This window comes from Leifsonia xyli (assembly GCA_001647635.1).
GTDB lineage: Bacteria > Actinomycetota > Actinomycetes > Actinomycetales > Microbacteriaceae > Leifsonia > Leifsonia xyli_A.
In genome coordinates, this window is the sequence record CP014761.1 from 260275 (window position 1) to 278836 (window position 18562).

The following is an 18562-nucleotide window of genomic DNA, read 5'->3' on the forward strand; positions in this document are numbered from 1 at the left end:
GCGCGCGGGATCGATCTGGCCATCGAGCCGGGCGAGCGCGTGCTGCTGCTCGGCGCGTCCGGTGCGGGAAAGAGCACCCTGCTCGCCGGACTGGCCGGCGTGCTCGACGGCGACGACGACGGAGAGTCGGAGGGCGCGCTCGCGATCGGCGGGCAGGCGCCGGCCGAAGCGCGCGGGATGGCCGGGCTGCTGCTGCAGGATCCGGACGCCCAGGTCATCCTCGCCCGGGTGGGCGACGACGTCGCCTTCGCCGGCGAGAACCTCGGCGTGCCCCGTGACGAGCTGTGGACGCGCGTGCATCACGCACTCGACGCGGTCGGCCTCGATGTGCCGCTCGACCGTCCGACCGCGCAGCTCTCGGGCGGGCAGAAGCAGCGGCTGGCGCTGGCCGGCCTGCTCGCGATGCGCAGTGGCCTCCTGCTGCTCGACGAGCCTACGGCGAACCTCGACCCCGACGGGGTGCTGGAGGTGCGGGATGCGGTGCGCGCGGCCCTCGACGCCACCGGCGCCACGCTGGTGGTCGTCGAGCACCGGGTGGCTGTCTGGCGCGACCTGGTGACGCGGGTCGTCGTGCTCGGCGCGGACGGGGGAGTCCTGGCCGACGGCGACCCCGACACCGTGCTGCGGGACGCGGCCGGCGAGCTGCGCCGGGCGGGCGTGTGGCTGCCCGGCACGCCCGTCCCCGAGGCGCCCATCGTGGCGGAGGGCTCTCCTCTGCTGACCGCGCGGTCGCTGGCGTTCGGACGCGGGCCGGCCGTGACGCGTGGCCGACGGCGCGACCGTGCGCGAGCGCGCGACGCGGCGGCCGCGGTCGGGCATCCCGTCGACGTGGACCTGCGCGAGGGGTCTGCGCTCGCCCTCACCGGGCGCAACGGCGCGGGCAAGTCGACGCTCGCGCTCACGCTCGGCGGACTGCTGCCGCCGGTGGCCGGCTCGGTGACCGCGGAGCCGACCCTCGCCGCCGATGCCCCACCCGATCCCGCCGGGTGGCGGTCGCGCGAGCTGCTGACGCGCATCGGGAGCGTCTTCCAGAATCCCGAGCACCAGTTCATCGCCTCCACCGTCCGGGAGGAGCTGGCCGCCGGCCCGCGCGGCCTCCGGCTGCCCGAGGCCGAGGTGGCGGGGCGTGTGGACGAGCTGCTCGGCCGCCTCTCGCTGAACGCCGTCGCGGAGGCGAACCCGTTCACCCTCTCCGGCGGCCAGAAGCGTCGGCTCTCGGTCGGCACGGCCCTCGCCACGCGCCCGCGCCTGCTGGTGCTCGACGAACCGACGTTCGGGCAGGATGCGCGCACCTGGGAGGGCCTCGTCGCCCTTCTCGCGCAGCTCAGGGCCGACGGCCACGCGGTGGTCGCCGCGACCCATGACGCCGAGTTCGTAGCCGCGATCGGCGCGTCCTCCCTCCGGCTGGACACCGCGGAGGTCATCGCATGACCCTCGTGCAGCCGGTGCGGACCGGTCCGCTCGCCACCCTGAACCCGGTGGCGAAGCTCGGCGCCGCGCTCATCGTCACGCTCGCGCTGCTGCTCTCCATCGACCCGGTCTCCGCCGGGGTCGCCTTGGGGCTGGAGCTGGTGCTCCTGCTGTTCGCGGGTCTCCCGGTGCGCACCATCGTCACGCGGACGGCCCCGGTCTGGATCGCCGCGCCGCTGGCCGGGCTCACCACCCTCCTCTACGGGCAGACCTCCGGCACCGTCTACGTGCAGTGGTGGGCCGTCGAGATCAGCGACGGGTCGATCGCGCTGGCGTGGGCGACCGCCCTGCGGGTGCTGGCGATCGGCATCCCGGCCGTGCTGCTGTTCGTCACGATCGACCCCACCGACCTCGCCGACGGGCTGGGGCAGCTGCTGCGGCTGCCGGCGCGCTTCGTGATCGGCGCGCTGGCCGGGCTGCGACTGATCGGGCTCTTCGCCGAGGACTGGCGCGCGCTCACGCTGGCCCGTCGCGCCCGCGGCGTGGCCGAGTCCGGGGCGGTCCGCCGCTTCGCCGGCCAGGCGTTCGCCCTGTTCGTGCTGTCGCTCCGGCGCGGGACGAAGCTGGCGACGGCGATGGAGGCGCGTGGCTTCGGCGCCGATGCGACGCGGACCTGGGCACGACCCTCCGTCTTCCGAGCCCGGGACTGGGCGACCCTTGCCGTCGCGCTGCTCCTGGCGGGAGTTGCCGTCGGCGCAGCCATCACCCTCGGGACGTGGAATGCCCCCTTCAGCTGAACCCCTCGAGGGCGGCGTGGCCCTGGACGCGCTCGACGCGGCCGTGGTCACCGCGGTCGCAGCCGCCGAAGACGCTGGACGCACCCCGGTCATCCTGATCGACGGGCCCAGCGGGGCAGGGAAGAGCTCGCTCGCCGACCTGCTGCTCGCGCGGTGGCCGGCGGACGGCGTCCCGCGACTGGTGCGGATGGACGACCTCTACCCGGGATGGGACGGCCTGGGCGCCGGAAGCGCGGCCGTCGGGCGCGACCTCCTCGGACCGCTCCGGACCACCGGCCGGGGAACCTGGGAGCGCTGGGACTGGGAGCACCATCGTCCCGCCGAGCGGCACACGGTCGCGGGCGGCGAGCCGCTCGTGATCGAGGGATGCGGCACGCTGTCCCGCGAGAACGCCTCCCTCGCCGACCTCACTGTCTGGCTGCACGCCGACGACGCGCTGCGCAAGCGGCGCGCCCTGGCCCGGGACGGCGAGACCTTCGCCGTGGAGTGGGACCGCTGGCAGGCGCAGTTCGATCGCTTCGTCGAGCGCGAGCATCCGCTCCACCACGCCGCGCTGGTCCTCGACGTGACGGGTGCGGGCCTCGCGGAATCCCGACCAGGGACTACGGTGGAGGCATGACCGACGCACGACAGGACCCCGAATACATCGTCGAGTACGTCGACGGCCCGCTCGTCGGGCAGACCGACCGCCGCTTCCTGGTCGACGGCGAGGTGGACGAGCGCATCGGCGTGATCGCCGCCGTCGAGGGCCTCGAGTCCACGTTCTGGTACGTGGCCGGCGACCGTCGTCAGTCCGGCGACGACCTCCTCGTGGAGTACCACTTCGACCAGCCCGACTCCGACCCGGTGGAGGCCGACCAGGAGGACGAGTCGATCTTCGGCTACGGCGCCTGAGGCGTCACCGCCGGCCGGCTCACGCCCAGCCGAGCTCGTGCAGCCGGTCGTCGTCGATGCCGTAGTAGTGCGCGATCTCGTGCACCAGCGTGATGTGGATCTCGTCGCGCAGCTCGTCCTCATCCGCGCTGATCGCGAGCAGAGGTTCCCGGTACAGGATGATGCGGTCCGGCATCTCGCCGAACCCGTACGCGTCGCGCTCGGTGAGCGCGACGCCGTCGTACAGGCCGAGGAGGTCGAGCGAGCCGTCCTCCGGGCGGTCCTCGACGACGAACACGACGTTGTCGAGCCCGTCGACCATCTCGTCCGGCAGTTGATCGAGCTCGTCCGTGACCAGGGCCTCGAACGCCTCCGGACCGAGCGACAGGCTCACCGTCGGCTCACCAGGCCTCGGCGACGGCGGCGTGCAGGTCGAGCAGGGGAGCGGTCCGCTCGCTCGGTCCGCGGCCGAAGCCGCACTCCGTGCCGACGCCGAACGCCGTGAGCGCGGTCGCGGCTGCCGCCGCCCGGCGCTGCGCGCCCTCCACACCGTCCTCGTGGTGGATGAGGCCGAGGTACAGCTCGGTGCCCTCGGACACCGCAACCGACGCCAGAGGCGCGAAGTACGCGGCGTCGTCGCGTTCGATGGGCACCGGCAGGTGCACCCAGGTCACGGGACGCGGCGCCTGCGACAGGATGCCGTCGAGCACCTCCGCGAGGTGGCCGGCGTCGGTCGGCTGCACGAAGTGCTGCTCCTCGACGTCGCCGTAGCAGAGGTGGTAGCCGACCTGCACGTCGGCGGGGACGGCCGCGGCCTGTCGGGCGGCGCGCTCCAGCACACCGGCGAGCACGTCGTCGCCGAACCACGAGGGCATCCGGCCCTCGAGCAGGGCGAACTCGACGGCCGTATCCCACTGGATCGCGAGGTCTTCATGCGGGATGCCGTCCAGGACCCGCTGCAGCTCGCCGAACAGCGCCCGCTCGTAGGCGGGCTCGAGGGCCGCGCGGTCCTCCGGCACGACGAACGGGCCGATGACGCCGGCCGGGGTCGGGAGAGAGACCTGGAAGCGCGTGCCCGGCGCGATCGCGCCCTCGTCGCGCAGCCGCCGGAACGTCTCGTACGAGTCCAGCGCAGCCTCGGCGTAGCCGAGGTCGGGGAAGACCAGCTCGTCGGCGGAGACGCCCTCCTCGAGCCGGAAGGGTCGTCCGTCGAACACCCCGCGCAGCAGGTGCGGCTCGCCGGGCATGCGCGAGAGGCCGCGCACCTCATCCAGCCGCTTGGTCTGGAACTGCACCCAGTAGAAGCGCTCACCGACCTCGCCGTCGGGGATGCGGCGCAGCTGCGGCCCGAGGTGGGAGCTGACGGTGCGGAGCACGGTCTCGGCGTCGGGCAGGTTGACGCTGCCGACGAGGTGCGCGCCGCGGATGACGGGAGAGGCGGTGGGGGTGGTCACCTGCGCGAGTCTACCGGCGGGGCGGCAAGGCCCCGCCGGTACCTCGCAGGCGGATCAATACCAGTTGAAGGACTCCGAGTGGCCCCAGGCGCCGCACGGGGTGCCGTAGCCGCGGGCGATGTAGTCGAGGCCCCACTTGATCTGCGTGGTGGCGTTGCTCGCCCAGTCGCTGCCGAACGAGGCCATCTTGCTGCCGGGGAGCGCCTGCGGGATGCCGGTGGCGCCGCTGCCCGAGTTGGAGGCCTGGTAGTTCCAGCCGGACTCGCGCTGCCAGAGCTTGTCGAGGCAGCTGAACTGGTCCGCGCCCCAGCCGTACTGGCTGGAGGCCAGGCTCGCGGCGGTCGCCTTGGCGCCGTCGACGGTGTTCGCGTTGGCCTGCGCGGCGGCCGCGGCGGCGGCTGCAGCAGCGGCGGCAGCGGCGACCTGGCGGTCGTGCTCGGCGCCGGCGGCGGCCAGAGCGTCGGACGCGGCCTTCGTCTTGTCGATTGAGTCGCGGAGCTTGTCGTCATTCAGCTTGGTGAAGCTGGTGAGGCCCGCGATCGCCGTCTTGGCGGCGGAGGTGTCGACCTTCGTCTCGTTGGCGGCGACGGTGCTCTCCGCGCCGGTGAGGGTCGTCCTGGCTTCGCGCTCGAGGCGGTCGCGCACGATAGAGCCGTACACGCCGAGCTGCTCGTGACGCATCCCAGTGGATGCGCTGAGTTCGCGGGTCTCGCGCTCGCTGGCCTGCTGCTGGGCGACCGCGGGGGCGATCAGGCTGACGCTCATGATGAGGGTGGCGGCGCCGGTGACGATGCGGGTGAAGGGGACGGGGCTGTCTTTGATGGTCTTGCGAAGAGTGCTGAGCATTGTGTTCCTGGATCGGGCTTCCCCGTCTGCGCACGACGCCGTCTCGGCGCGTGCGGGACCGCCGTTCATTCGGGGGCGGTCCTGCGGGCTGGCTGCCGCGAGCATGCGAGGAAGGGCCTCGTGGACCCGTGGTCCGGAAGGCGCGGCATGCGGCGCGGTTGTGCCGGGCGTGGGAAGGCCAGAGCATCCAGGAGCGGGCGCGGGGGCGCCTCAGGGTTGGGGGTGGGGGGGCTGGATGCCGCCTGCGCGGCACGGACGGCATATCCATCGCCGTCGTTAGAAGACCCTAGGCGCGGTTTCTGGACGGTTCGGGCATGGAACCTGGCAAAGTCGTGTACGCGTCACCGATCGACGGCGGTCTCAGCGGCCGCTTCGGTCGCCTCCTGCGCCTCGACCTGAGCCTCCGCCGCGTCCATCCGGCGGTCCGTGATCCAGAGCATCGGGATCAGCTGGAGCAGCACCAGCGCGCCCATGATGACGAACACCCACTGCACGCCGAGCAGCTGCCCGAGGAGCCCGCCCGCGGCGGCGCCGAGCGGCATCGTGCCCCACGCGAGCAGGCGGTAGGCGCTGTTGAGCCGGCCCAGCAGCCGGGTGGGGGTGATGCGCTGGCGAAGGGACACCGTGATGACATTCCAGATGGACACGGTGATGCCTCCGAGAAGCATCCCGGCGCCGATGATGAACGGATTCGCAGTGAAGCCCGGCGTCGCGACGGTCAGCAGCGATCCGACGATCGTGAGCGCCAGCGCGCGCGAGCGTCCGAGCAAGCGCTCGGCGGGCTCGGCGAGGAACGTGCCCAGGACGCTTCCGATCGCCGAGAACGTGAGCAGCAGCCCGTACGCGGGATCGGAGAGCTTCATTACCGAGTCCGGGCCGGCGGCGTAGAGCACGAAGACGGTGAACACCGCCGAGCTCGCGAAGTTGAAGACGCCCACCATGATGGCGAGGGTGCGCAGCAGCGTGCTGCTCCCGAGGAAGCGGAGCCCCTCGGCGATGTCGGCGCGGATGGTCGTCGAGCCGCTCCGCTCGGCCGTGAACCGGCCCCGAACGAGCAGCAGGACGCCGATCGCGACGATCCACAGCAGGGCCGGCGCGCCGAAGGCGAAAGCCACGCCGATCGCGACGAGGAAGCCGCCGAGCGGAGGCCCCACGAACTCGTTGGCGGTGAGCTCCGCGGCGTAGAGCCGGCCGTTGGCCCGCGACAGGCGGTCCCGCGGCACCAGCTGCGGGAGGATCGACTGGGACGACGTGTCATACACGGTCTCGGCGATCCCCACGCACAGCGCTGCGACGTACAGCAGCCAGATGGACCCGCCGCCGAGGACGGTCACGACCGTCAGGCAGGCGAGGAAGCCGGCTCGGGCGGTGTTGGCGACGAGCATCAGGCGACGGCGGTCGATCCGGTCCGCGAGGGCGCCTGCGGTGAGGGCGAACAGCAGCCAGGGGAGGGTGAAGGCGAAGCCGAGCCCGGCGATCAGGGCGGGGGAGTCGGTGTAGCGGATGGCGACGAGCGGCAGGGCGACCTTCATCGCGCCGTCGGCCAGGTTCGAGAGGCCGGCCGAGGTCCACAGCTTCCAGTAGCGCGCCCCGAGGCCGTTGGTGCTCATGGACTCAGCCTGGCACGTCGATTGGGAAAACTCAATCGCATCGAAGAATCCCAATCAGTGGGTACGATGATGCCATGAGCGAGGAGAGCAGGCCGGACCCGGACGCTAAGCGCCGACCCGCCACGCCGCAGGAGCTGAAGGCGATGTCGCACCCGCTTCGGGTGCGCATCCTGCGCCTCTGCGGCGACGGCGAGCTGACGAACAAGCAGCTCGCCGACCGGCTGGGGGTGGATGCGGGCACGGTGTACTACCACGTGCGCCAGCTGGTCGACGCCGGCTTCCTCGAGCCGGCGGCGGTGAGAACGGGGGAGTCCGGCGCCCTGGAGAAGCCGTACCGCTCGACCGGCAAGAGCTGGTGGCTGTCGGCGCCGCTCGAGGACATCGACCTCTCGCACGGCCTCGCCCCGGTGGAGGCCTTCCAGCAGGAGCTCGCCGAAGCGGGTCCCGCCTCCATCGCCACCTACGCGCGGTTCTCGCTGCACCTGTCACCGGAGGACCTCGCCGAGCTCGACCGGCGCATCGTCGCGGTGCTCGACGACTACGTCGAGACCGACGCCGAACGGTCGCACCTGCCCGCGCACGGCGGCATCTTCCTGCTGCACCGCGCGCCGGGCGCCGCCGACTGAGCGCTCAGAGCGCCTTCGCCGCGGCGGCCAGCACCTGCGCCAGGGTCGGCACTCCCTCCGCGCGGAACACCTCGGACCCGTCCGAGCCTGTGACGATCACCGTCGGCGTCGAGCGGATGCCGTCGCGCTCGGCCTGCTCCAGGTTGCGCGCCACATCCCGCTCGGTCACGCGGATGCGCGGCGCGAGCCGGGAGGCCTCCGCCAGAACGGCGCGCGTCTGCATGCACGGCTCGCAGAAGGCGGACGTGTAGAGCGTGAGCTGCGCGTCCCGGGTGTCCGCCGGGTCAACGGCCGGTGTCGAATCCACACCGTCAGTGTACGTCCGGCGAAATCGGGGCGACGATCGAGCGGAACCCGCTGTCGGCGCACCCGTGGCGGACCCGCGCCGATCCATCATCGAAGCGTGAGCCGATCGACCTTCACGCGCTACGTCGCCCTCGGAGACTCGCTCACCGAGGGCCTGTGCGACAGCGCGCCCGGGCAGCCGGACGCGTTCCTCGGCTGGGCGGACCGCTTGGCCGGCATCCTGGACGGCGACGCCCGGCTCGCCGGCGCTTCCGTCGAGTTCGCCAATCTCGCCGTCCGCGGCCGCCGCATCGCGGACGTGGTGGACGCGCAGGTGCCGCACGCGCTCCAGCTCGGGCCCGACCTCGTCTCGGTGATGGTCGGCGGCAACGACCTGATGAGCCCCGCCGCCGACCCGGATGCGCTGGCCGCCCGACTGGAGTCCGGCATCCGGTCGCTGCGCGCGTCCGGCGCCACGGTGCTCCTGGCGAACATCTTCGACCCGCAGTTCGCGTTCTTCCTCAAGCCGTTCCGGGGGCGCGCGGCCGTCTTCAACGCGAACATCTGGAGCATCGCCCGCGACCAGCGCGCGATCGTGCTCGACGTCTGGGGCGTGCGCGAGTTCCGCGACCCGGCGATGTGGGCGTCGGACCGGGTCCACCTCAGCACGCGCGGCCACCGCCTCCTCGCCGCGCAGGCCGCGCACGCGCTCGGCGTGCCGTTCGCGCAGATCGGTGGCCCGGAGGCGTCCGCGCCGCCCGACGACCCGCCCGCGCCGCCCGACGCGGTGCCGCTGCGCACCTGGCTGCGGGTGTACGCGATCCCGTGGGTCGCCCGCCGCGTGCGGCACGTGTCCACGGGCGATGGACGCGGCCCCAAGCTGCCGGTGCCGAGGACCGTCGGAGGCCCGCACTAGACTCGCTGGTATGGCTACCTCCTCGGATCGACTGGTCTGGATCGACTGCGAGATGACCGGCCTCGACCTCGAGGTCGACGAGCTCGTCGAGATCGCGGTGGTGATCACCGACTTCGAGCTGAACGTGCTCGACCCGGGCCTCAGCATCGTCATCAAGCCCGACGACTCGGCGCTCGAGCACATGGGCGACTTCGTGCGCCAGATGCACACCACCTCCGGGCTGATCGAAGAGATCCCGAACGGCAAGAGCCTCGCCGAGGCCGAGTACGAGGTGCTGGAGTACGTGCTGAAGTTCGCGCCGACCGCGCGCACCGCCCCGCTCGCCGGCAACACCATCGGCACCGACCGCATGTTCCTCGCGAAGTACATGCCGCGGCTCGACAACCACCTGCACTACCGCAACGTCGACGTGTCCTCGATCAAGGAGCTGGCCCGCCGCTGGTTCCCGCGCATCTACTTCAACGCCCCCGAGAAGAACGGCGGCCACCGCGCCCTCGCCGACATCCTCGAGTCCATCCGCGAGCTCGACTACTACCGCTCCGCCGCGTTCGTCGCGCCTCCCGGCCCGACGACCGAGGACGTGCAGGCTGTGGCCTCCGGCGTCGTGGAAAAATGGGCTCCCCGGATGTACTAGAATCGATGAGTTGCCCCGCCTGCCGCGGGTGCACTTGGTGGGTATAGCTCAGTTGGTAGAGCGCCTGGTTGTGGTCCAGGAGGTCGCGGGTTCAAGCCCCGTTACTCACCCCAAGCGAAAGGCCCGGCTCCAGATGGAGCCGGGCCTTTCTCGTCGTTCAAGCCCGCTCCGATTCGTGCCGAATGAGCGCCATTCGTCACGAATAGCGCTCATTCGGCACGAATCGGCGGGGTGGGCTGGAGAGTGGTGGATGGTGCCCCCGGCAGGAATCGAACCTGCGACCAAGAGATTAGAAGGCTCCTGCTCTATCCGCTGAGCTACGGGGGCGTCGCCTCCACGATACCGTCAGAGCGTCGCGCCGCTCTTCCCGGCGCGGTTGACGATCGCGATCACCGGCCGCCGACCGCGCAGACCGAACCGCAGCCGGAGGCTCGACTGGCGCGCGATCAGCACGGCGATGACCGTCGCGGCCGCGGCCGGCACGAGTCCCGAGATGGCCATCGCGATGTGCGGGCCGACCTGCTCCACGATCCAGCCCATCAGCGGTCCGCCGAGAGCCTGCCCGCCGAGCAGCACGAGGATGTACAGCGAGATCACGCGTCCGCGGATCTGCACGTTCGACGACATCTGCACGAGCGAGTTCGCGGCGGTGATGAACAGCAGGTTCCCGACGCCGATGCAGATCAGCAGCATCCCGAACGCCAGCTCGCCGGGCGCGAAGCCGGCCAGCGCCTGCACGATCCCGAGCGCCGCGGCGGTGCCGACGACCATGGACAGGCGCACGCTCGTCCGGCGGGTCGAGGCGAGCGCTCCGGTGAGCGCGCCCGCCGCGACGAGCGCGTTGAACAGTCCGTAACCCTGGGCGCCGACATGGAAGACGTCGTTGGCGTACGCCGCCAGGAACACCGGCATGTTGAAGGCGAACACCGCGATCACCGCGACCATGACGACGGTCCAGAAGATCACGGGCTTGCGGCGCACGTAGCGCATCCCCTCGGCCAGCTGACCCTTGCGGCGCGGGGCGGCGGGGGAGGAGTGCAGTTCCGAGCGCTTGAGGGTCGCGACCGCGAACACCACCGCGAGACACGCGACCGCGTTGATCGCGAACGACCAGCCGCCGCCGACCGCCGTGATGAGCACGCCGCCGAGCGCCGGACCGATGAGGCCGCCGAGCTGGAAGATCGACGAGTTGAGGCTGATCGCGTTGCGCAGATACGTCGGGCCGACGAGCTCGTTCACGAAGACCTGACGCGCCGGGTTGTCGACCACGGTCACGAGGCCCAGCGCGAAGGAGATCGCGTAGACGTGCCACACCTCGATGCCGCCCGAGAGCGTCAGCACCGCGAGGAGGGCCGCGAGGCCGGCCGCGCACGACTGGGTGATGACGAGGAGGGTCTGCTTGGAGTAGCGGTCTGCGATCACGCCGCCCCACAGCCCGAGGATCAGCATCGGGGTGAACTGCATGAACACCGTGATCCCGACCGCGGCGACGCTGCCCGACAGCTGCAGGACCAGCCAGTCCATGGCGATCCGCTGCATCCACACCGCCGTGTTGGCGACGAGGTTGCTGGCGGCGAAGCGGCGGTAGTTCGGCACCCGGAGGGAGGCGAAGGTCTCGCGCCACGGCGGCCTGGCGGAGAGGACCGGCATGGGTCCGGTGAGCGGGGCCGCTGCGGTGGAGTGCGCCACTGTGGTGTTACCTCGATGTCGTCGCTGGTTTCGTATGATGTCTCGCTTCGACATTACGCATCCGGGGCTATTCTTGTTCCCGATAACGGCTATAACTCCCATTGGCTTTTCGAATGGACGCGGAATGTTCGACCCGGTGCTCCTCCAGACGTTCCTCGCGGTCGCCGACACGCGCAGTTTCACGAAGGCGGCGGCGCGGCTGGGGATCAGCCAGCCGACCGTCAGCCAGCACATCCGCAAGCTGGAGCAGTCCGCCAAGCGGCAGCTGATCGCGCGCGACACCCGTGAGGTGCGGCTCACCGACAACGGGGATGCGATGGCCGGCTTCGCGCGCACCATCCTCGCCGCGCTGGCGGAGGCCGACAGCTACTTCAGCGGCTCGGCGATGCGCGGCCGGTTGCGGTTCGGCGCGGCCGACGACCTCGCGATCACGACGCTGCCGCGCATCCTGCGCCATTTCCGGCAGCAGAACCCGCAGATCAACCTGGAGCTGACCGTCGACCAGTCGGCTCCGCTGCACCGCAAGCTGAAAGCCGGCCACCTCGACCTCATCTTCATCAAGCAGACGCCCGGCACCACCGAGGGCGCGGTGGTCGCGACCGACGAACTGGTGTGGATGGGGCAGGAGAAGACCATCCTCGACCCCGACGGGCCGGTGCCGCTCATCGCCTACCAGGGCCCGAGCATCAGCCGGCAGGCGGCGATCGACGCGCTGGAGGCGGCGGGACGCACCTGGCGGATCACCTGCAACACCCGCGAGGTGAACGGGGTGCTCGCCGCGGTGCGCGCAGGCATCGGCGTTGCGGTGTTCCCGCGGTCGCTGATCCCCACGGACCTCATCAAGGTGACGAACCGGTTCGGGCTGCCGGAGCTCGGACACGTGGACTTCACGCTGCTCTCGAACCCGTCCGCCGCCCGCGAGCCGGTGGAGGCGCTGACGACCGCCATCCTCGCCCGCGCCGTCAGCCGGGTCGCGTAGCTCAGCCCTCGACCGGGATCGCGTCCGGGTCCGCCGGGCGCGCGCCGCCGTCGGGGCTTCGCCGTCGGAGCGTGAGGGCGACGAGCGGGAAGACCAGCACCGAGAGCATCCCCGCTCCGACGAGCGCGGTCGCGGTGCCGACGGGGAGCTCGTGGTCGCGCACGCCGATCTGCGTCACCGCCACGATGATCGGAAGGCCGGTCGCCGCGAACAGCGTCAGCGAGGCGCGGTCGCGCGGCGTCGAGCCGGGCGGGGCGGAGAACGACGCCGGGATGCCGCGCACGACGATCAGCAGCAGCAGGAAGATCGGCAGCAGGAGCAGAGCGCGCGGATCGCCGAGCAGCGCCTGCAGGTCGAAACCGATCCCGGTGTTGATGAAGAAGATCGGCACCAGCACCCCGAAGGCGACCGCCTCCAGCTTGCTCTCGATCTGGTGCGCGTCCGCCGGCTCCGCGCCCGCCAGCAGGATGCGGATCAGCACGCCCGCGGCGAAGGCACCGAGCAGCATGTCGAGGCCGAGGGCGATGCTCAGCCCGACCAGGGCCGCGATGATCAGGACCACGAACCGCACCGCGAACTGCCCGCTGGTGTGGAGGGTCGCGCGCACCAGGGCGTGGAAGCGGCGGTGGCCGCCGCGGGAGGCGAACCAGATGGCTCCGCCCGCGATGATCGCGAAGCCGATCAGCACCAGCGCGGCGGCGAGCGGCCGTCGCCCGCTGAGGAACAGCGAGATGGCGAGGAGCGGACCGAACTCGCCGACGGCTCCCACCGCCGTGACCGCGCGGCCGAACGGCGTCCGCAGCTCGCCCGCATCCCGCAGCACCGGCATGAGCGTGCCCAGCGCCGTCGAGGTCAGCGCGATGCCGAGGTAGACGCCGCGGATCGCATCCCCGGCGATCAGCGCCGCCAGCAGGACCCCCGCCACGAGCGACACCACCCACAGCAGCGAGGCCTTGCGCAGCCGCCGCGCGCCGATGGCGGCGAAGTCGATCTCGTTCCCCGCCATGAAGAACAGGAACGCGAGGCCGAAGTTCGCGAGCGCGGTGAGCTCGGCGGTCTCCTTCACCCAGCCCAGCACGCTCGGTCCGATGATCAGCCCGAGCACGATCTCGAAGACCACCAGCGGGATCTTCACCCAGCGTCCGATCGCCGTGGTCAGCAGCGCCGCCGCGACGGCGATCAGCGGGACGAGCACGACGGTCGTGACAGCGGGGTCCATGGGCGCATGCTAGCGACGGGACGGGCTGTGCGGCAGACCGTTCACACGGCCGAAATCCGCCGGGGATAGTGTGTCGTCATGCGTGAACAACAGGCGAGAATCATCGAGGATCTGCACGTCAGCCCGGAGGTCGACCCGGCGACGGAGATCGAGCGTCGCGTCGGCTTCCTCGTCGACTACGTGCGCACCACCGGCGCGAAGGGCTTCGTGCTCGGTATCAGCGGCGGTCAGGACTCCACGCTCGCGGGCCGGCTCACGCAGCTGGCCGTCGAGCGGCTCGCGGACGAGGGCACGGAGGCGGACTTCATCGCCGTGCGGCTGCCCTACGCCGTGCAGCGCGACGAGGAGGATGCGCAGCTAGCGCTGTCCTTCATCCGGCCGAAGCGCCAGGTGGTCTTCAACATCCAGCGCGGCACCGACGGCGTCGAGGACGAGTACGCCGACGCCCTCGGCGAGCCGATGACCGACTTCGTGAAGGGCAACGTCAAGGCGCGCATTCGCATGGTCGCCCAGTACGCGATCGCCGGTCAGGGCGCCTACCTGGTGGTCGGCACCGACCACGCGGCCGAGGCGGTGACCGGCTTCTTCACGAAGTACGGCGACGGCGGCACCGACATCCTGCCGCTCACCGGGCTCACGAAGCGCCAGGGCAAGCAGCTGCTGCGGTACCTGGATGCGCCCGCGCGGCTGTACGAGAAGGCGCCCACGGCCGACCTGCTCGACCTGAACCCCGGACAGACCGACGAGGACAATCTCGGGCTGACGTACGAGGACATCGACGACTTCCTCGAGGGCAAGGACGTCGCGAATGAGGTGGCCGAGGCGCTGGAGGCGCGCTACCGGGCGACCGAGCACAAGCGGCAGCCTCCGGCGAGCATGTTCGACTCCTGGTGGAACGAGGGGTCGTACAGCCGCTGAGCGGACGCCGCTCAGGACGACGAAGGGCGCCGGCGTGATGCCGGCGCCCTTCGTGTTCGGGTGGAGTGCTCTGCCGTTGGTCAGACCGGCTGGCTGAGGCGCGACGTCGGGGAGGTGTCGGCGGACGCGTTCGACTCGGCCGCGGCCGCGGCGAACGGGTTGGCGGGAGCCGGTTCCGGGGTGCGCTCGGCAGCGGGTGCGGTGCTCTCGGCGGCCGTCGTGGTGGTCGCCGGAGCCGCGTACTGCTCGTGGTGCTGCTGGGCGACCCACGCATCCTGCTGGGCGATCAGCGAGCGCTCGTTGTCCGTGTTCTCGAACCGCCAGCGCTCGAGGTCGTTCTGGAAGATCTTGCGGGCGCGGCGCGGGTTGTTCTGCCACTCGATGAGGCGGTCGCGGAACTCGGCGATCGCCGGGTCGGCCTGGTAGCCGAAGGTTGCGGAGGCCCGCTTCAGCTCGGCGAGCTGGTGTCCGGCCCAGTTGGCCGCGAGTCCGGAGCTCTTGATCGGGAGGAGGCGCACCATGATGTCGGCCTGGCCGACCGCGCGGTCGGAGAGCACCTGCTCGGCCGGGGTGAGCGAGTTCCAGACGGAGGCCTCGGTCGCCGCATCCACGAGGGCTGCGATGGCGGACGCCTTCTGCTGGCGGTCGGTGCGGGAGAGGAGGCCCTTGAGGGCTCCCCGGGCGATCCAGGCGGCGATGAGGCCGGAGAGGATCACGGCGACCGCGAGGACCGCCGCGTAGAAGATCACCGGACGCGCTGCCGGCGATGTGAGCCAATCGACGAAGTCATTCCACCACTGCATGCCGCGATGGTAACCGCGCTTCGACGGCGTCCCGCGGACCGTTCGCGTCGTGTCGCCAACTGCGCCGTAGCAGAATGGAGGCAGTCGGATCGGAAGGGGACGGGTAATGCAGACATTCGTGGTGGCCGGAGGATGCTTCTGGTGCTTGGACGCGGTGTACCGCGTGCTCCGCGGGGTGCAGGATGTGGTGTCCGGCTACACCGGCGGCACCGCCGTCGACCCGACCTACGAAGAGGTCTGCACCGGCCGGACCGGCCACGCCGAGGCCGTCGCGGTCACCTTCGACCCCGAGGTCATCCCGGCGAGCGTCATCCTCGACGTCTTCTTCACCCTCCACGACCCGCGCCAGCTCAACCGGCAGGGGAACGACATCGGCACGCAGTACCGCTCGGCGATGTTCTACGACGGCGAGGCGCAGCGCGAGCTCTTCGAGGCGGCCCGCGACCGCGCTGCCGAGTACTGGGACGGCGGGATCGTCACCACGATCGAGCCGCTCGGCCCGTTCTACCGCGCCGAGGAGTACCACCAGGACTTCTTCGCCAAGAACCCGGGACAGGGATACTGCCTCGCGGTGGCGCTGCCGAAGGTCAACAAGATCCGCGCGTCGTACGCGGACTACGTCGCGGCGTAGCCGCCGGGCGAAGTCGTCCACAGGTCGGCTCCTTCGCGAGTTATCCACCGATCTCGCTCATGTCCTGCGCTCGCTTGCGCCGGGCGCGAGAGTGGTCTCAGTCCGCCACCCCGGCGGGCGTTCCGAAAGGGGAGACCATGTCCGACACCGTCGCCGTCCGCGGCTTCGTCGCCACCGAACCGCGCCACCTCGTCACCGAGGCGGGCCTGCCCATCACGAGCTTCCGGCTCGTCACGACGCGGCGCCGATACAACCGTCAGGCGTCCGCGTGGGAGGACGGCGGACAGAACTGGTACACGGTGAGCGCCTTCCGCAAGCTGGCGCTGGGCGCGGCCGGCTCGATCGCCAAGGGCGACCCGGTGCTGGTGGCGGGGCGCATCCATCTGCGGGAGTGGACCGGCGACAAGCAGGGCGTGACGGTCGAGATCGAGGCCGACTCCATCGGGCACGACCTGACGTGGGGGCGGTCGCGCTTCACGAAGTCGGCGGGCGGCCCAGCGGGTGAGGAGGGGGCTGCGCCTCCCGACGCTCTCACAGGGGCGGCACCCTAAGATGAGGCATATGACGCGCTCCGTGGACCGCAGGACCGGTTCCTCCGCCGCGTCCGCGTCGATCCTCGCGGCCGGGGTCGCGGTGCTGCTCACGCTCACCGGGTGCTCGGGCGCGACGACCTCCACCCCGAGCCCATCGGCGCCGGCGACCACGGCCGTCGCGTCGCCGACCCCGACGACCCCTGCGACTCCGGCGGCCATCGGGCTCGTGCCCGGCGGCACGGCGGAGCAGAACCTGCCGTACTTCGACAAGGTCAACCGGGCTACGCTCGCGGCGAACCCGGACGCCAAGGGGCGCGACTTCATCGAAGCGCTCGTCGCGGCCGGATTCCAGAAGTCCGACATGCAGGTGACGGTCGACACCACGACGATCGGGCTGAAGGCGAACTCCATCCAGTTCGCCGTGCGCATGGGCGACACCTGCCTGATCGGCCAGAACGGCGCGGACGCGGGCGGCTACTGGAGCCAGGCCGTGCCGGTCCTGCCGACGGGCACCTGCCTCATCGGGCAGACGCGCCCGATCGACTGGTGAGCACGACCTGACGGCAGCCCCGACCGCCCGGGAGCACCCCCGTTCCCGGTATCCTCGTATACGGCAGCAAGCCGACGACAGGGAGTTTGAGAAGAAGAGTGGCCGAATACATTTACTCGATGGTGCGCGCCCGCAAGGCGGTCGGCGACAAGGTGATCCTCGACGATGTCACGATGGCGTTCCTCCCGGGCGCCAAGATCGGCGTCGTGGGCCCCAACGGCGCCGGTAAGTCCACCATCCTGAAGATCATGGCCGGCCTGGACACGCCCTCCAACGGCGAGGCGAAGCTCACTCCGGGCTACACGGTCGGCATCCTCATGCAGGAGCCCCAGCTCGACGAGAGCAAGACCGTGCTCGAGAACGTCCAGGAGGGCGTGGGCGAGATCAAGCAGAAGGTCGACCGGTTCAACGAGATCTCCGGACTGCTCGCCGACCCCGACGCCGACTTCGACACCCTGCTCGCCGAGATGGGCACGCTGCAGGAGCAGATCGACGCCGCCGACGCCTGGGACCTCGACTCCCAGCTCGAGCAGGCGATGGACGCGCTCCGCTGCCCGCCGGGCGACTGGCCGGTCAACACCTTGTCCGGTGGTGAGAAGCGCCGAGTCGCGCTCTGCAAGCTCCTGCTGCAGAAGCCGGACCTCCTGCTCCTCGACGAGCCCACCAACCACCTCGACGCCGAGAGCGTGCTCTGGCTCGAGCAGCACCTCGGCAAGTACCACGGCGCCGTGCTCGCCGTGACCCACGACCGGTACTTCCTCGACCACGTGGCCGAGTGGATCGCCGAGGTCGACCGCGGTCACCTGTACCCGTACGAGGGCAACTACTCGACCTACCTCGAGAAGAAGCGCGAGCGCCTCGCGATCCAGGGCAAGAAGGACGCGAAGCTGGCCAAGCGCCTCTCCGAGGAGCTCGACTGGGTGCGCAGCAACGCGAAGGGCCGTCAGGCCAAGTCCAAGGCGCGTCTCGCCCGGTACGAGGAGATGGCCGCCGAGGCGGAGCGCACCAGGAAGCTCGACTTCGAGGAGATCCAGATCCCGCCGGGGCCGCGACTCGGTAACGTCGTGATCGAGGCCAAGGACCTCGAGAAGGGCTTCGCCGACCGCAAGCTCATCGACGGCCTCAGCTTCACCCTGCCCCGCAACGGCATCGTCGGCGTCATCGGCCCGAACGGCGTCGGCAAGACCACGCTGTTCAAGACGATCGTCGGCCTGGAGCCGCTCGACGACGGCGACCTGAAGGTCGGCGAGACCGTCCAGATCTCCTACGTCGACCAGACCCGCGGCGGCATCGACCCGAACAAGAACGTCTGGGAGGTCGTGTCCGACGGGCTCGACTACATCCAGGTGGGCAAGACCGAGGTGCCGTCGCGCGCCTACGTGTCGACCTTCGGGTTCAAGGGCCCGGACCAGCAGAAGAAGTCGGGCGTGCTCTCCGGTGGTGAGCGCAACCGCCTCAACCTGGCGCTGACGCTCAAGCAGGGCGGCAACCTCCTGCTCCTCGACGAGCCGACCAACGACCTCGACGTCGAGACGCTCTCGAGCCTCGAGAACGCGCTGCTCGAGTTCCCCGGCTGCGCGGTGGTCATCACCCACGACCGGTGGTTCCTCGACCGGATCGCGACCCACATCCTCGCCTACGAGGGCACCGACGAGGACCCGGCCAACTGGTACTGGTTCGAGGGCAACTTCGAGGCCTACGAGGAGAACAAGGTCGAGCGCCTCGGCCCGGACGCCGCCAAGCCCAACCGCTCGGCGTACCGCAAGCTCACGCGCGACTGAGGCCGAAC

General features: G+C 70.9%; 21 protein-coding genes and 2 tRNA genes. 14 read left to right on the forward strand and 9 right to left on the reverse strand.

What is annotated here, in order from left to right; all coding sequences use genetic code 11:
- The first annotated feature begins 9 nt into the window (after window positions 1-9).
- From A0130_01320 to A0130_01335, 4 genes are read left to right on the forward strand one after another with little or no spacing between them, the layout of a single operon-like run.
- Window positions 10-1431 (forward strand): ABC transporter ATP-binding protein, encoded by a 1422-nt coding sequence (locus A0130_01320; GenBank protein ANF33246.1) that lies wholly within the window; start codon window positions 10-12, stop codon window positions 1429-1431.
- On the forward strand, window positions 1428-2207 hold the full coding sequence (locus A0130_01325) for an ABC transporter (protein ANF30497.1): 780 nt from the start codon (window positions 1428-1430) through the stop codon (window positions 2205-2207). Before A0130_01320 ends, A0130_01325 begins: the two co-directional genes overlap by 4 nt.
- A gap of 43 nt (window positions 2208-2250) precedes the next feature.
- Entirely contained in the window at window positions 2251-2826 is a 576-nt protein-coding gene (locus A0130_01330) for an ATP-binding protein (protein ID ANF33247.1), read from the forward strand.
- A complete protein-coding gene (locus tag A0130_01335; GenBank protein ID ANF30498.1) occupies window positions 2823-3101 on the forward strand; it encodes a hypothetical protein in 279 nt (92 codons plus the stop codon). The genes A0130_01330 and A0130_01335 overlap by 4 nt, the downstream gene beginning before the upstream one ends.
- Window positions 3102-3120: 19 nt before the next feature.
- On the opposite strand, the gene A0130_01340 is transcribed toward A0130_01335, so the two are convergent.
- From A0130_01340 to A0130_01355, 4 genes are all read right to left on the reverse strand, one after another.
- Complete coding sequence (locus tag A0130_01340; protein ID ANF30499.1) at window positions 3121-3474, reverse strand: hypothetical protein; 354 nt, start codon at window positions 3472-3474, stop codon at window positions 3121-3123.
- Window positions 3475-3481: 7 nt separating this feature from the next.
- A complete protein-coding gene (locus A0130_01345; GenBank protein ID ANF33248.1) occupies window positions 3482-4507 on the reverse strand; it encodes a hypothetical protein in 1026 nt (341 codons plus the stop codon).
- An 81-nt stretch (window positions 4508-4588) separates the two neighbouring features.
- Complete coding sequence (locus A0130_01350) at window positions 4589-5380, reverse strand: hypothetical protein (protein ANF30500.1); 792 nt, start codon at window positions 5378-5380, stop codon at window positions 4589-4591.
- Between the two features lie 341 nt (window positions 5381-5721).
- Window positions 5722-6990: an MFS transporter gene (locus A0130_01355; protein ID ANF30501.1), complete on the reverse strand. Its 1269-nt coding sequence runs from the start codon at window positions 6988-6990 to the stop codon at window positions 5722-5724.
- A gap of 74 nt (window positions 6991-7064) precedes the next feature.
- Between A0130_01355 and A0130_01360 the strand changes: the two genes are divergently transcribed.
- Window positions 7065-7616 (forward strand): transcriptional regulator, encoded by a 552-nt coding sequence (locus A0130_01360; GenBank protein ANF30502.1) that lies wholly within the window; start codon window positions 7065-7067, stop codon window positions 7614-7616.
- A gap of 4 nt (window positions 7617-7620) precedes the next feature.
- On the opposite strand, the gene A0130_01365 is transcribed toward A0130_01360, so the two are convergent.
- On the reverse strand, window positions 7621-7923 hold the full coding sequence (locus tag A0130_01365; protein ID ANF30503.1) for a thiol reductase thioredoxin: 303 nt from the start codon (window positions 7921-7923) through the stop codon (window positions 7621-7623).
- Window positions 7924-8019: 96 nt separating this feature from the next.
- Between A0130_01365 and A0130_01370 the strand changes: the two genes are divergently transcribed.
- The 3 genes from A0130_01370 to A0130_01380 all read left to right on the forward strand — a co-directional run bounded on the left by A0130_01370 (window position 8020) and on the right by A0130_01380 (window position 9564).
- Complete coding sequence (locus tag A0130_01370) at window positions 8020-8817, forward strand: hypothetical protein (GenBank protein ANF30504.1); 798 nt, start codon at window positions 8020-8022, stop codon at window positions 8815-8817.
- Window positions 8818-8827: 10 nt separating this feature from the next.
- The gene (locus tag A0130_01375) at window positions 8828-9451 is read left to right on the forward strand and encodes an oligoribonuclease (protein ANF30505.1); all 624 of its coding nucleotides are present in this window, start codon (window positions 8828-8830) and stop codon (window positions 9449-9451) included.
- Window positions 9452-9488: 37 nt separating this feature from the next.
- Window positions 9489-9564, forward strand: a tRNA-His gene (locus A0130_01380).
- A 138-nt stretch (window positions 9565-9702) separates the two neighbouring features.
- Here the strand turns inward: A0130_01380 and A0130_01385 are convergent.
- Window positions 9703-9778 (reverse strand) — tRNA-Arg (locus A0130_01385).
- An 18-nt stretch (window positions 9779-9796) separates the two neighbouring features.
- A complete protein-coding gene (locus A0130_01390; protein ANF33249.1) occupies window positions 9797-11101 on the reverse strand; it encodes an MFS transporter in 1305 nt (434 codons plus the stop codon).
- Window positions 11102-11264: 163 nt separating this feature from the next.
- Here A0130_01390 and A0130_01395 point away from each other — a divergent pair, with 163 nt between their 5' ends.
- Entirely contained in the window at window positions 11265-12119 is an 855-nt protein-coding gene (locus tag A0130_01395; protein ANF30506.1) for a LysR family transcriptional regulator, read from the forward strand.
- A 1-nt stretch (window position 12120) separates the two neighbouring features.
- Here the strand turns inward: A0130_01395 and A0130_01400 are convergent, their stop codons facing one another.
- Window positions 12121-13338: a sodium:proton exchanger gene (locus A0130_01400; protein ANF30507.1), complete on the reverse strand. Its 1218-nt coding sequence runs from the start codon at window positions 13336-13338 to the stop codon at window positions 12121-12123.
- 78 nt (window positions 13339-13416) lie between these two features.
- Here A0130_01400 and A0130_01405 point away from each other — a divergent pair, with 78 nt between their 5' ends.
- A complete protein-coding gene (locus tag A0130_01405) occupies window positions 13417-14256 on the forward strand; it encodes an NAD(+) synthetase (GenBank protein ANF30508.1) in 840 nt (279 codons plus the stop codon).
- A gap of 80 nt (window positions 14257-14336) precedes the next feature.
- Here the strand turns inward: A0130_01405 and A0130_01410 are convergent, their stop codons facing one another.
- Entirely contained in the window at window positions 14337-15059 is a 723-nt protein-coding gene (locus tag A0130_01410) for a hypothetical protein (GenBank protein ANF30509.1), read from the reverse strand.
- 106 nt (window positions 15060-15165) lie between these two features.
- Between A0130_01410 and A0130_01415 the strand changes: the two genes are divergently transcribed.
- The 4 genes from A0130_01415 to A0130_01430 all read left to right on the forward strand — a co-directional run bounded on the left by A0130_01415 (window position 15166) and on the right by A0130_01430 (window position 18554).
- Window positions 15166-15690, forward strand: a complete 525-nt coding sequence (locus tag A0130_01415) for a peptide-methionine (S)-S-oxide reductase (protein ANF30510.1) — start codon at window positions 15166-15168, stop codon at window positions 15688-15690.
- A gap of 137 nt (window positions 15691-15827) precedes the next feature.
- Window positions 15828-16241 (forward strand): single-stranded DNA-binding protein, encoded by a 414-nt coding sequence (locus A0130_01420; protein ID ANF30511.1) that lies wholly within the window; start codon window positions 15828-15830, stop codon window positions 16239-16241.
- A gap of 22 nt (window positions 16242-16263) precedes the next feature.
- A complete protein-coding gene (locus tag A0130_01425) occupies window positions 16264-16773 on the forward strand; it encodes a hypothetical protein (protein ANF33250.1) in 510 nt (169 codons plus the stop codon).
- Between the two features lie 98 nt (window positions 16774-16871).
- The gene (locus A0130_01430) at window positions 16872-18554 is read left to right on the forward strand and encodes an energy-dependent translational throttle protein EttA (GenBank protein ID ANF30512.1); all 1683 of its coding nucleotides are present in this window, start codon (window positions 16872-16874) and stop codon (window positions 18552-18554) included.
- Window positions 18555-18562 lie beyond the last annotated feature (8 nt).